This is a genomic window from Janthinobacterium sp. NFX145, assembly GCF_049810325.1.
Lineage (GTDB): Bacteria > Pseudomonadota > Gammaproteobacteria > Burkholderiales > Burkholderiaceae_D > Janthinobacterium > Janthinobacterium rivuli.
Genome location: NZ_CP187360.1, coordinates 1,579,345 through 1,593,550, shown reverse-complemented (window position 1 = coordinate 1,593,550; position 14,206 = coordinate 1,579,345). Strand labels below are relative to the sequence as shown.

The 14,206-nt window shown below is 65.3% G+C and carries 6 protein-coding genes; 1 reads left to right on the top strand and 5 read right to left on the bottom strand.

Annotation, left to right across the window (positions count from 1 at the left end; all coding sequences use genetic code 11):
* Positions 1–38: 38 nt before the first annotated feature.
* From ACPJXG_RS07120 to ACPJXG_RS07100, 5 genes are all read right to left on the bottom strand, one after another.
* Positions 39–794, bottom strand: coding sequence for a FecR family protein (locus ACPJXG_RS07120; protein ID WP_257626092.1), 756 nt, complete (start codon positions 792–794; stop codon positions 39–41).
* On the bottom strand, positions 763–7,368 hold the full coding sequence (locus ACPJXG_RS07115; protein WP_425253797.1) for a YDG domain-containing protein: 6,606 nt from the start codon (positions 7,366–7,368) through the stop codon (positions 763–765). Before ACPJXG_RS07115 ends, ACPJXG_RS07120 begins: the two co-directional genes overlap by 32 nt.
* 16 nt (positions 7,369–7,384) lie before the next feature.
* Positions 7,385–8,995, bottom strand: a complete 1,611-nt coding sequence (locus ACPJXG_RS07110; protein ID WP_425253796.1) for a ShlB/FhaC/HecB family hemolysin secretion/activation protein — start codon at positions 8,993–8,995, stop codon at positions 7,385–7,387.
* A 210-nt stretch (positions 8,996–9,205) separates the two neighbouring features.
* A complete protein-coding gene (locus tag ACPJXG_RS07105) occupies positions 9,206–11,461 on the bottom strand; it encodes a CHASE2 domain-containing protein (protein WP_425253795.1) in 2,256 nt (751 codons plus the stop codon).
* Positions 11,458–13,080: a GAF and HD-GYP domain-containing protein gene (locus ACPJXG_RS07100; RefSeq protein WP_176389564.1), complete on the bottom strand. Its 1,623-nt coding sequence runs from the start codon at positions 13,078–13,080 to the stop codon at positions 11,458–11,460. Before ACPJXG_RS07100 ends, ACPJXG_RS07105 begins: the two co-directional genes overlap by 4 nt.
* Before the next feature lie 188 nt (positions 13,081–13,268).
* Between ACPJXG_RS07100 and ACPJXG_RS07095 the strand changes: the two genes are divergently transcribed.
* Positions 13,269–14,165: an MBL fold metallo-hydrolase gene (locus ACPJXG_RS07095; protein WP_278316671.1), complete on the top strand. Its 897-nt coding sequence runs from the start codon at positions 13,269–13,271 to the stop codon at positions 14,163–14,165.
* Positions 14,166–14,206 lie beyond the last annotated feature (41 nt).

The window sequence follows — 14,206 nt, the reverse complement described above, 5'->3', positions numbered from 1 at the left end:
AGCCCTATTTGCACGGTGTGCAGAGCTTGCTTGAAGACTTAGCGCACCACGCAGTCGATGGCGGCCGCCTTGGTGCCGCCGGCCGGAGCGCCGCCGCTTGAGGGCGATGGCAAAAAGGCCGGCGGCAGCGTGAACGGCAGGCCTGGATTGACGGGCAACAACACAGGCGGCTGCCTGAAGTTGGGTGTAAAGCCAAACTGGCCAGGGGCAAAGCTTTGCGCGCCAGCCGGATTGCTCACCTGAATCAGGCCCTCAAGCACGTGCACATACAGGCCGGGAGCCAGGCCTGGTCCTGCCGATGGCGCCGCCGTTGGCAACGGTATTGCGGAAGGAGCGACATAGCTGGCAATAAACGTCGTGCCGCGGATGCCAATGGTGGCGGCCGGCGTCTTCATTTCGAAGCGCTCCTTGTTGCGCTTGCCCAGCAGGCCCGTGACGGAGCGCAAGCCTCCCTTGAGCAAGCTGAAGATGGCATGGTCGCCATCGGGCTGCTCGGCCGTGTAGCTGAATTGCTCGATCACGAAACTGGTATTCGGCTTCAGCGTGATTTCGCTATTGTCGATCAGCTTGATCAAGGCATAGGTGTCCTTTTCCGTCAGCAAGGTATCGCCCTGCTCGACCTCGGACTTGATGGCCAGGATTTTCACCTTGCCGTCCATCTTCTTGGCCATCAGCGGACCACTCAGTTGCATGACGGTACCGGCCACCTGTCCGGCCCAGGCGTGCGCACCCACGCACGTCAGGGCCAGCCACAGCAAGGCCTTAATTGCAGTACATTTTTTTAGCGGCATCATCGAGTTTGTATCCTGTGGGTTTATCTTTGGCTTCGGCAACATCCTTGCTGTCTTTCTTCTTGTCGTCCGGCTTGGCTTGCGGCGCGGACACGAGCGTATCGTTGGCACGATCGGCTTGCTTGATGATGCGCAAGGCATCATCAATGGCCGCGCTCGTGGCGGCGTCGATCGCGGGCTTGTCGATGGTGGTCGCTGGCAGGAAGATGGTGTCCGCCATGCTCACCGTGCCATTCGGCGCCAGCAAGCTGACGTTGGCACGCTGGCGGTTGATGCGCACGCCCGAGCCTCCCGTGATGCTGCCCGTTTTCGCCAGCACGCTCATGCTGGCCGCTGCCGGCAAGGTGACGCTGGCAGTGTCAGCAAAACGCACATTCGCGCCCGCGCTGGCGCTGACATTGCCGCCGCCAGCGATCTGCGCATTGCCGCCGACATTGATGTCGCGGCCCGCCGTCATGCTGACATTGCGCACCGCCGCCAGTTGCGCGCCATCACCCAGCACCACATCCGTGCTGGCATCGAGCGCAATATCGTTGCCCGCGATCCTGCCGTTGACGGTGACGGGGCTGTGCGCCGTCACGCTGACGTTGCCGCCATTCGCATTGATATTGCCAACCGCGACGCCGCCCGTATTGTCGATGGCGATATTGCCCGCGCCAGTGACGAGGGTTCCCAGGGTCAGGGTGCCCGGCGCCGAAGTATTGTTCAGCGTAATGCCGCCCCCTGCGCTATTGCTTGCGGTAAAACTGCTTAGCTGGTTGCCCGCATGGCCCAGCACAATGCCGTCGCGCGCCTGCGCAGTGACGCTGCCGGCGAGCAAGGCGCCATCCTGGCCGATGGCGCCGTTCAGGGTGCTCAATGTCACATCATTCGCCGCCAGACTGGCGAAGCGCAGATCGCCAGCCGCTTGCGTGATGGCCAGCTGGCCCGCCAGGCGGATGGCGCCGGCCGCCTGATTGAAGCTATTGGCGACGAGCAAGTTGCCGTTGCCGCTCAGCACGCCGCCGCCTTGCGCGTAACGGTCCGCCGACAGGCTGCCGTTCAGCAGCAAGCTGCCGCCATTGACTTCCAGGCTGCCCAGCAAGGAACGGTCCGGCACATTCTCGCCGAGGGTCAGGCTGCCGCCCGTCAACAGCAAGCCCGTCGCCAAATTCAGGTTTTTCAGGATGGTGTTGCCAGCCGCCGCGCTGTACGTGACGATGCCCTTGCTGTTGCTAAAGTCGACGGCCAGCACGTTCGCGCCTTCCGGCACCACGCCGCCGTCCCAGTTGGCCGCATCGCTCCACAAGCCGCTGCCGCTGCCGACCCAGGTCGACAATTGCTTTTGCGCAATCGATGCCTGCGCCGTGCCGCCCGTCGTTTCCAGGGTGTAGTTACCCGCATCGGCGCCCGCCAGGCGGAAGCCGCTGGCCGTCACCAGTTTTGCGGCACCCGCATTCTTGTCGGCAAAGCTGCCGCTGCCGCCCACCACGCTGACCACATCCTGACCCAGCACGCCGTTCGCCGTGGCGCTGACGGCCGCGTTCGTGCTGCCGTCATACACCTTACCGGCGGCGCTCAGGCCAGCCAGGGTCAGGCTGGCCGGTGTAATGCTGGCCAGCAAGCCCGTCGGCAAGACGATAAAGTAATTGCCCGCATCGGCGCCCGCCAGCGCCACGCCGCTGAGCTGCACGGCCTTGGCCGGGCCCACGTTCTTGTCCGCAAAGTTGGCAACTGCCGAGGCCACCAAACTGTCGCCGGCGACACGGTCATCGCCCAGGCTCAGCTGCGCGCCCGTCGTGCCATCGTAGACCTTGTTGCCGACCACGCCGGACAGGTTCAGCGCACGCGCGCCGATATCGGCCGTGGTATTGCCCGCATTTCTATTGAGCACGTAGTTGCCCGCGTCGTCGCCGCTCAGCGCCACGTTCGTCACATGTACTGCCTTGCCCACGCCCGCTTTTTTGTTGCCAAACGCGGCATTACCCGCCACGCTCAAGGCGTCGCCCTGGATGCGGTCGTCGCCAAAGTTCACTTGCGCGCCCGTCGTGCCGTCATACGTCTTGTTAACGCCATTGAAACTCACGTTCAGGGTGCGCGCCGCGATGTCGGCCGTGGTAGTGCCGGCATTGGCATTCAACACATAATTGTCCGCATCGCCACCGCTCAGCGCCACGTTCGTCACCGTGACCGCCTTGCCCACACCCGCTTTTTTGTTACCAAACGCCGCATTGCCCGCCACCGTCAAGGCGTCGCCCTGGATGCGGTCGTCGCCAAAGTTCACTTGCGCGCCCGTCGTGCCGTCGTAGGTCTTGTTGACGCCGTTAAAACTCACGGTCAGGGTGCGCGCCACGATGTCGGCCGTGGTGCTGCCCGCGTTGGTGCCCAGCACATAGTTACCTGCATCGTCGCCACCCAGCGCCACGTTCGTCACCGTGACCGCCTTGCCACTACCCGCGTTCTTGTTGCCAAACGCGGCATTGCCCGCCACCGTCAAGGCGTCGCCCTGGATGCGGTCGTCGCCAAAGTTCACTTGCGCGCCCGTCGTGCCGTCGTAGGTCTTGTTGACGCCATTAAAACTCACGGTCAGGGTGCGCGCCGTGATGTCGGCCGTGGTGCTGCCCGCATTTCCATTGAGAACGTAGTTACCCGCATCGGCGCCCGTCAGCTGGCCTGCCGCCACCTGGTAATCAACCGTTTTGCCAGTGCCGACATGCTTGTCGCGGAAGCTGCCCTGCAAGCCGGCCATGCCGACCTGGTCGCCCGAAACCATGCCTTCGAAGTAGCCATTCAGGCCAGCTTGCACGGTGCCGTCGTACACGCGGCTTTGCGCGCCGGTGACGCTATAGTTCAGCACGCGCGCCGTGATGGCGGCCGTGCCGTCCGCCGTCGTCGCGGCCAGGCTGTAGTTGCCCAGCTCATTGCCGCCCAGGGCCAGGCCGCTGGCGTGCACGGCCTTGCTGCCGCCTGCATTCTTGTCGAGGAAGGCGGCGCTGCCGCTGATGCTGATGTTGTCGCCCGCCACCACATTGCCCAGCACGAAATTGACGCCGTCGTAGCCCAGGTTACCGTCATAGATCTTGCCATTGCCGCCGATACTCACCGTCAGCGCGCGCGGCGTGATGGCGAAGGTCGTCGTGCCGCCCATCGTGATGTCGTACTTGGTCGACCACAGGCCCGTCGCCGCATAGCTGCCCACGTTGCGCGCGTTGCCGTAGCCGAGGCTGCCATTCACGCCAGTGTCGCCGTCGAGCAATCCCACATAGCCGATCGCGCCGAGGAAGGCGGCCAGCTGGCCATCGTAGACCTTGCCCGCGGCATTGCCAGAAAGATTCACTTGCAGCGGCTTCAGGAAAGCCTTCAGCATCGGCGTCGTGTAGCCTTCGTAGATACGCCAGGTGCTGCCGAAATTGTAGTCGTTGAAACTGCCCTGCTGCTGCATCTGCGCCGTGCTGCGTCCGCTGGAACCACCGCCATCCATCTGCACCAGCGACGTTTCATAATTGAAAAAACCATAGCTGAACGGGGAACCGGAGGCCACGCGGCCGGCTACCGCGCCCACGGCCGCATAGCCGTTGCCAGTCACGGCGCCGCTGCTGAAGACATGGCTGACGCTGCCCGTGCTTTCGCCGACCAGTCCACCCATGTTTTCCCAGGCCAGGATGGGATCGGCAACGCCGGCCCGGCCCACGGCGCCGCTGGCATACGCGTCGTCGATGCTGCCGCCGTTCAGGCCCACCAGGCCGCCGATGCTGCGCGCGCCAGTGACATTGCCGGTGGCATAAGACTGGCTCAGCGCGCCCTGGTTGTTGCCGACCAGGCCGCCGATCATCTCGCGCGCGCCCGTCACCACGCCGGTGGCGTACGAGGTCGTGATGCTGGCGCTGGATGCATTCCATCCCGCCAGGCCGCCGATGGCGCCGCCGCCATCGGCATTGACGCCGGTGACGGCGCCGCTGCTGCTGGACAAGGTGATGGCGCCGCCGTTGCTGCCCACCAGGCCGCCGACATTGCGCTGGCCGCTGACGGTCGTGCTGCTGTTCACGCCGTCGATGATGCCGCTGACGACCTCGCCCGCCAGCGCACCCACGTTGGCCGTGCCGGTGACGCTGCCGCCGCTCAGGGTCAGGTTGCGCAAGGTGCCGCCCTGGACGGTGCCAAACAGGCCCGCCGCCGAACCGGACCGTCCGCTGCGGTCGATTTTCAAATTGCTGAGAGTAAATCCGCCGCCATCGAACACGCCGGAAAAACCGCCGCCGCTGCCGGCGATCGGCACAAAACCCTGGCCATCGTTCCAGTTCGCGGTGCCGCTGGCGTCGATGTTGCCGGCCAGGCGATAGCTGTTGCCGAAGCCAAGGCTGCCGATGCCTTGCAAGCCATGGATATCGGCGATCAGATAGGGCGAGGACGCGCCGCCATCGCCGCCGACCGCACGCAGGAAGCTGGCGCCGCTGCCGATGGCAAAGCTTCTGGCGCTGAACCCTGGCAGGACGGCCCCGTTTTGCACCCAGTTGCCGCCGTCGAGCACAAAGCTGCCGTCCACCGTCACGGCGCCCGTGGCCGTGATGGCGGAACCTGAATTGAGGTGCAGATCGCCGGTTCTCGCGAGCGCATCCGATATCCGCATGCCGCCCGTGTTCGTGCCGTCGCCGATGGTCAGCGATGCGGCCGAGATGCCAGCCAGTTCAATCGCGTCCAAGCTGAGGGCCGAGCCCGATTTGGTGCCCAGGTCGATGCTGCGCGCACTGCTCAAAGGTTTGATGATCACGTTCGCGCCGCCGGCCGTGCCGCCGAAGTTGAGCGTGCCGTTAATGCCGATATTGTCTGCCTGCAGGATCACCGTCTGGCCGGCAATGCCGCTGCCCTGCAACTGATCTCCGCTACCGGTCAGGTCGATAGCACCGCCCTGGAAATTGTTGATCAGGCTCAGATGGCCGCTGCCGACATTGACCACGCCGGCGCCACTCACGCCAGCGCCCGACAGATAAACGCTACCGCCATTGCTGGTGATCGGCGCGGCCAGATTCACATGCGAGCCAACAGCGCCAACGCTGCCGCTGCTGGCATCATTGGCCAACAATCTGACGGCTCCGCCATTGGTGCTGATGGATGCGTTGACATTGATCGTTTCGCCCGCCTGCGCCGTCAGGCCCACGCCTTGCTGCATGATATTGATGGCGCTGTTGAAATTGATGCGATGCGTTGCCTGCAAGGTGACGTTGCTGCTGGCGCCAGAAATGAGGTCGGCGCCGATGCTGGCGTTGCCAGTCGATGGAGCATCGGCGAACTGGTCGACGTCGCCCAGTTGGCCGTCCGAACCGGCGATCACGGTGATATCGTAAGGATCGAGCAGCCAGTTGCCGCGCTTGCCATGCGCCGCGCTGGTATTGACCCGGATGCCGTCGACGGCCAGGTAATGGCCCGAGGTTTCCACGAAGCCGCCGTCGCCGCCCTGGGCGCCACCGCGCGCGGAAATGCTGCCGCGCACCTGGGCCGAGTCATCACCCCAGGCGATGACCTTGCCGCCGTTGCCGCTGACGATCGCATCGGCATTGACGCTGGCGTCCTTGCCGACGAGTACCTGGCGCGCATTCTGCACGGCCGCGTTCTTGCCCTGGTAGTCGCCGCCCAGCAAGACCGTGCCGCCGCCCGCCGCGCCGCTGGCGTCGACCTTCGCATTGCCCAGCAAACCCACCTGCTCGCCCAGCACGTGAATCTGGCCGCCCGTGCCGGCCGCGCCCGTGGCGCTGGTGACGCTGCCCGCTTCGAGCAGCGCCTTGCCGCTGGCCTTGAGGACGATCCGGCCATTGTCGCCGACGACGGCGCTGTTGGCGTTGAGCACGCCGCGCTGGCTGAGCAACGCACCGGCCATGCCGATGCTGCCGCCCTGGGCGATGATCTGGCCCAGGTTCAGGACCTGGTCGCCCGGCGCCGAAACGAGCACGCGCAATTGCGGATTGCCGGGGTCGGCCAGCTGCACGCTGCGCCCGGCCGCCAGGATCACTTCGCCGTTCGGCGCTGTAATAATGCCAGTGTTTTCCACGTTCGGCGCGATCAGGAGCACTTGCCCGCCCTTGCCCGCGTTGATGGTGCCCGCATTGCCGACGCCGCCGGCCACGCCGCCGGCCGTGAACTGGCGCTTGCCGGCCAGGAAATCCTCGTTCGTCATGCCCAGGCTGGACGCCACCAGCCCGTTCACGTCCACCTTCGCGCCCTGGCCGAAGACGATGCCGTTCGGGTTGATCAGGAAGACCTTGCCGTTCGATTCCAGGCTGCCCAGGATCTTGCTGGGGTCTTGTCCCGTGATGCGGTTGAGTACGGCGCTATTGCCGTTTTGCTGGATGAAGCGCGTGATTTCGCCCGCATGGATGGAAAAGCTTTGCCAGTTGATGATGGTGTTGGGCGTGTTCGTGATCGAGAAGATGTTGCCCTGCTGGTTGAACGTCGCCTGTCCGTTGACCACCTGCGGCAAGGCGGGGTTGGCCTGCGCCGCGCCGAAGCAACCGGCCAGCAGCAGCGCCAGCGCCGTGCGGCGCAAGGGTGGTGCAAACGGTGGCGTCAGGATGAAAACGGAGGCGTGCTGGACATGGTTGTGCATGGTGTTCATCCTGATGCTAGTAGGCCAAGGCGAGGCGGAAATGCAGGCGGTTGGCATCGCGCTGTCCCGTGTCGCCGCCATTGACGACGTGGGCGTAATCGAGTTGCAGATTGGCGTAACGGCTCAGCAGCAAACGCAGGCCGAGTCCGGCGCTGGCGATGGCCTGCGAGGCGCTTTCACCGGGCAGCGCGTGGTTGCGGCGCAGCCATGCCGTGTCATAGAAAGCCAGCGCGCGGCATTGGTAGCCGAGCGCCTGGCCGCACCAGTTCGGCGTGTACCATTCCAGGTTCAGGTTGGCGCCCGAATCGTTCGATACCTCGCGCTCGGTAAAACCGCGCACGGACGAAGCGCCGCCGGCGCCGAACTGTTCGCCAGGCACCAGCGCATCCGGCGTGACTTGCGCGTTGACGAGCGCGCGCCATTGCCAGTCGCCGGCCAGCACGCGCCCCGTGCTGGCGCTCAGGCGCAAGGTGTTGTAGGCGGCCTTGGCGTGCGCGCGCACCCGGTCGAAATCGGCTTGCGCGCCGTGCTTGCCACCAGGGATATTGTGCGCGAACGTGACCGCCACACTGGTCTCGCCCGTCGGCAAGGTCCAGTTGCCGATGTAGCTGACGCTGAGCGGGTGCACGGTAACGTCGGCGCCCAGTTCCATGCCGAACAATTGCACGCTGTTGCGGTAAGCCTTGTAATCGACGCCGTACACGAGCTTGGGTTCGAAATCGCCGCTGCGGGCAAAGTTCTGGTTGTAGCGGATGCCGGCCATGCTGCCCTGGCCGCTGACGGCCAGGTCGACAATGCCGGCCGAGACGCTGCCCGAATCGACGTTCGAATAGCTGGCGAAAAAATCCATCGAGTCGCCCAGCGCATACAGCGGCAAGTGGTAGCCGGCGCCATACACGCCCACCTTGTCCGGCTTTTCCAGGCTGCTCGTGTATTGCAGGCTGGCCACATGGTCGCGGCCAAATAGGTTGGCATGCTGCAGCACCACACCCACGTGCGTCTTGCCCGTTTGCGCATTGCCCGTATTGTCCACGTTGAGCATGGCTTTCCACGGCTTTTCATCGGCCACCGTGACGATGGCGTCGATGGCGCCGGCCGGCTCGTCGGCCTGCAGGCGCACTTCGATCTTGCGCGCGGGATTTTCATTGGCCAGCTTCAGGCTTTGCGACAGGGCCGGCACGTTCGGCGTCTCGCCTTCGCGCAGGGACGGCAAGGCGCGCCGCACGTTGGCCTCGTCGACCCAGGCATTGCCGCTGATGGCGAGCTTGCCCAGCGGCGTTTGCAGCACGCTCAGGCGCACCACGCCCCGTTCCAGTTCCTGTTCGGGCAATTGCACCTGCACGGCGCTGTAACCACGCTCGCGGTAAGCCGCTTCCAGCGCCTCGACGGCGCGGGCGATGTCGGAAAAATCGCGCTGCGCTCCTGTAAAGGGCGCCAGCAGGGCGTCCACCTGCGCGGAGGTGAGCAAGGTATTACCCTGGACGTCGAAGCGGCGGATCTCGAAGCGCGGCACGCCGTCTTCCTGCGTGGCAGGAACGGCCTCATCCACGGAAACGGCAGCGCCGGCGGCGCCGACGGCGAACAGCAGCGCGGAACCCGCAAGCAGGTGCACCAAACGATATGTCATGTGAAGGATTTCTTGTGTAACCGGACAAGCGCGCGGCCCGCAGGCGCCTGCCTGTCCGGCAATGGATTGAAGACAAATTTTAGACGGCTTTTAGTTTCCAGTCAGAAATTTCTAACATTTCTCCGCGATTTTCATCGCAGCGCAACAAACCATGCGCGCAGCAGGATAAAAATGCCGCAATCGCTAGCATTTTCCGGCGCGCTCACAGCCTTACTTGCTGTGCAATTCCGTCACGCCATCCCAGTCGGCCGGCGGTGGCGCGTCGCGGTACTGCTCCAGGCGCGCCGCGTACAGCCGGTACAGATCGTCGTCGGGAGAGTCCGCCTGCAAACGGGCCAGCTGCGCGCCGGCCGGTGCCCAGTCGCGCGCGCGCAGCCGGGCCAGCACCGCGTGCCAGCGTTCCAGCTGCGCCAGCTCGGCGGCAGGGGCATCGGCCAGCAGGCAGCGCGGCTCGAAGATGGCCACCGCTTCCTGCTTGCCCAGCACGCGTATGCGATCGAGTTCGCGGTACAGGAAATCCGGCGCGGCGGCGCGCGTGGCCTGGCCCACCACGATGCCCACGCCATACAGCTTGCTGGCGCCTTCCAGGCGGGCGGCCAGGTTGACGCTGTCGCCCATGACCGTATAGGCGCGGCGGATGCGCGAGCCCATGTCGCCCACATGCATGGGTCCCGTATTGAGGCCGATGCCGATGCGCAGCGCCGGCCAGCCGCGCGCGCAAAACTGCTGGTGCAGCCGCGCCGCGCTGGCCTGCATCAGCAGGGCGCTGGCCACGGCCCGGCTGGCGTGATCGTCAAAGGCGACGGGTGCGCCCCAGAACGCCATCACGGCGTCACCGATGTATTTGTCCAGGGTGCCGCCGTGGCTGTCGCGGATATCTTCCGACATGGCCGTCAGGTAGGCGTTGATGTATTCGCGCAGCGCGGCCGGCGCCAGCTGCTCGGAAATGGCCGTGAAACCACGCACGTCGGCAAACAGCACCGTCAGTTCGCGGTTCTCGCCCTCCATGGTGTAGCGCTGCGGATCGTCGGCCATCTCGGCCACCAGCTCGGGCGCCACGTATTCGCCGAAACGTGCCACCAGCGCGCGTCCCTTGCGCACCTCGAAAAAGTAACCCCACGCCAGGTTGGCGATGAACAGCGCCGCGATCAGCAACAGCAGCACGGCGCCGCCCAGCACCAGGTCGTGCGCGGCGTACAGGTACAGATTGATGCCGATGGCGGCCGCCAGCGCGCCCAGCGTCGCCAGCATCACGCCGGCCGGCGGCAGCACGGCCAGGGCGCCCGCCAGCAGCAGGCCAAACAGCAGTATCTGCACCAGTTCCAATGCCAGCGCATAGTCGGGCCGCGCCTTGAAACGCCCGTCGAGCATGGACTTGATCAGGTTGGCGTGCACTTCCACCCCCGGATATTCGGCATTCACGGGCGTGGCGCGGATATCGTTCAAGCCGGGCGCCGTGGTGCCCACCAGCACGATGGCGCCCTTCAGCAGTGCGGCAGGCACCGTGCCGGCCAGCACGTCGGACGCCGAGACATAGCGGAAAGCGCCGCCATCTGGGCCGCCCGCGCCGCGGTACTGCACCGTGGTGGTCAAGGCTTCGCCGACGGGGATCGCCAGCGCGCCGCGCGGCGTAAACAGCATGATGTGTTCGAGGCCGCCATTGGCCAGTTCGCGCGCCGACAGGGTATCGGCCGTACCCGTGAAACGGGGAGCGATGGCGCGCGCCTGCAGGTAGACGGCGACGGTGGCGAGCGACAGCGACGGGTAATAGCCGTCGCCGATGCGCTGCAACAGGGTCGAGGAACGCACGACGCCATCGGCATCGGTCAGCGCCGTGAAGATGCCGGCGCCCTGCGCGGCCGCCTGCAGGGGCGCGATATTGGCTTCGTAGCCGCGCGCCACGTAAGCCGTCACCGTGCGGCCATTCAGGTCGGCGACGGTGAAGGCCGGCTTGGGCAGCACGCCCTTCCTTTGCTGCTCCGAGACGCTGTAGCCGAGCACCACGGGCTGGCCGCGCATGGCTTCGGCGAACAGGCCATCGTAATCCATGGCCGGGCGCAGTTTTTCCAGCTGCGCCGTCAAGCCGGCCACGCCAGCCAGTTCGCCCTGCGCCAGGCCTTGCAGCACGGCGTAGCCGGAACTGGTGTCCGCTTCGGGGAATGCAATGTCAAAGCCCAGCGCGGCCACGCCGTAATGGCCCGTAAGCTGGCGCACCAGGCGCGCCTGGACGTCGCGGCTCCAGGGAAAACGGCCCACGCGCGCCAGGCTTTGCTCGTCGATGTCGACGATGACGATGCGGCGGTCGAGCTGCGGCGTCTCGGCCCGCATGCGCCAGTCGCCCAGCATGGCGTCCAGCCGCGCAATCGTGTCATTGCCGGCCAGGCACAGCACGGCCGCCGCCACGCTCAGGAATATGCCCAGCAGCGTTCGCGCCCCATGCTTGCGCCAGGCCAGCGACAGCTTCAAGGGGTGTAGCCCGGAATGGCCGCCTCGTCGACGGCATCGATCTGGCTCGGATGCATGTGCTTTTCAGCGAAGGTCAGATAGACTTTGCTGCGGATGAAAACGTCAAACAGCTCCGGGTCGATATGTCCGTTCAGGCTAAAGTTACCCAGGATGCGCAGCGATTCGGACAGCGACTTGCCCTTCTTGTAGGGGCGGTCGCGCGCCGTCAGCGCCTCGAAAATGTCGGCGATGGCCATCAGCCGCGCCGGCACCGACATCTGCTCTTTCGTCAGCCCGCGCGGATAGCCCTTGCCATCCATGCGCTCGTGGTGGCCGCCCGCGTATTCCGGCACTTTTTGCAGGTGCTTGGGCCACGGCAGCGCTTCAAGCATGCGGATCGACACGCTGATATGGTTGTTGACGATGGCCCGCTCGGCCGCCGTCAGGGTGCCGGCGCGGATGGTCAGGTTTTCCGTCTCGTCGGCGTCGAGAAAATCGCGCAATTCGCCATCGGCCGCGCGCCAGCGGCGCCTGGCGATCTGCCGCACGCGCTCCTGATCGGCCTGCGCCATGCTTTCGCCGCCGACGTTCACCGTGCGGATGAAATCGCGCTCTTCGCGCAGCGCCGTTTGCTCCAGTTCCAGCGCGCGGGCGATGGCGTCTGTTTGCTGCGGCTGCGCCGCCTGCTGGCGCAGGGCCGCGATCTCGGCGTCGCGCAGCAGCACTTCGTAGCGCGTGTCGATCAGGGCGATGCGGTCGAAGATCGTTTCCAGCTTGGTGGCCTTGTCGACCACGTGCACCGGTGTGGTGATCTTGCCGCAATCGTGCAGCAGCCCGGCCAGCCACAGCTGCTTGCGCTCGTTGTCGCTGAGCCGGAAATCGGCCAGCGGTCCGCTGTCCGTCGCATGCGCGGCGTCGGCCAGCAGCATCGTCAGCTCGGGCACGAACTGGCAGTGGCGGCCCGTGTACGGCGACTTTTCATCGATGCCGATATTGATCAGGGTGACCAGGGACTCGAGCAGCTCTTCCAGCTGCGAAATGAGCAATTGATTCGTCAGCGCGACGCCCGCCTGCGCGGCCAGCGCCTCGATGAAGCGCTGGTCGGTCGAGGAAAAGGCGCGCACCTGGCCCGTCTCGCCATCCTTGGCATTGACCAGCTGCAGCACGCCGATCAGGTCGCCCTCGTGGTCGCTCATGGGCACCGTCAAAATCGATTGCGTGTGGTAGCCGTGGTGGCGGTCGAACTCGCGCATGCCGGAAAAATTGAAGCCCTCGTCGCGGTAGACATCGGCGATATTCACGCTGCGGCGCAGGTTCGCCGCATACGCGGCCACCGACGCCAAATTGGGCTGGCCGGCGGCGTCGTACAGGGCCACGCCCGGCAAGCCCATGTCCGCGCCCTGCGCGATGCCCAGGCTGTCGTTGACGCTGATGTCGAACGCCAGCTGGCGGCCCTCGGCCACGGGCCGGTACAGGGTCGCGCCATCGGCGCCGCTCATGCTTTTTGCCAGCAGCACGATGCGCTGCAACAGCGCGCCGATATCGTGCCCCTCGCCGCCCAGGCCGTGGCCGAGCGCGACACTGAGTTCAGTCAATTGCTCCAGTCTGTGGGCGATTTTCTCAGGGTGCAACTGAGGCATGTTGGTGGCAATCAGGTAAAGAAAAGGGAAACCGGCAAGCGCCAGTGTAACGGCCGTCCCGCGCACTGTACATTACTTAGTTACAACAAAATGAAATAACTTTCCGTATCGCAACACGCATAAATGTTGCCGCCAATCTTATTAATTAGAATAGAATCAACAATAATTACACCGTAACAAGGTACTGAATGAAATTCACGTTCAGGGGCGTGCGCGGCTCCATCCCCTCCCCCGGCCCGCGCACGGCGCGCTACGGCGGCAACACCACGTGCATCGAAGTGCGCACCGACAACGATAGCCTGATCATTCTCGATGCGGGCAGCGGCATCTTCTCGCTGGCGCAGCACCTGCCGCCAGGCGAACCCGTCGACGCGCACGTCTTCATTACGCACAGCCACTGGGACCACATCCACGGCCTGCCCATGTTTTCGCCCCTGTTCGTGGCCGGCAACCGCATGCGCCTGCACGGTGCCCACGATGCGGCCGCCGGACGCGGCATCGAGCACGTGATGGCGGTGCAGCTGCAAAACAGCTATTTTCCCGTCAGCGAAGCGGCCATGGCGGCCTGCATCGAGTACCGCACCCTGGCACCCGGCGAAGCGGTCGAAGTGGGCGGCGCGCACGTGCGTGGCGCGGAAATGAACCACCCCGTCGTCAACCTCGGCTACCGCATCGACTGCGGCGGCGCCGCGCTGTTTTTCAGCGGCGACCATGAACCGTTCTACAACCTGCATCCGCCCGGCCATGCCGAGCATGCGGCCTGCGCGGCGCGCAATGCGCAGCGCCAGGCCGGCATCGACGCGCTGGTCGCCGGCGTCGACGCGCTGATCATGGATTGTTCGTACACGCGCGAGGAATACCCGGGCAAGCAGGGCTGGGGCCACGGCACCTTCGACGCCGCCTTCGACCTGGCCCTGCGCTGCGGCGCGCGGCGCCTGTACTGCACCCACCACGAACCGACCCGCAGCGACGAACAGCTCGAAGCCGTGTTTGCCGACGTGATGGGCCGCTATGCGAGCCGCCTGGCCGGCTTGCAGGTGTTCCTCGCCTGCGAGGGGCTGACGGTGGAATTGGCCGGCGCATAAAAAAAGGGAGCCGCAAGGCTCCCTTTTTACTGGCGTTGGCT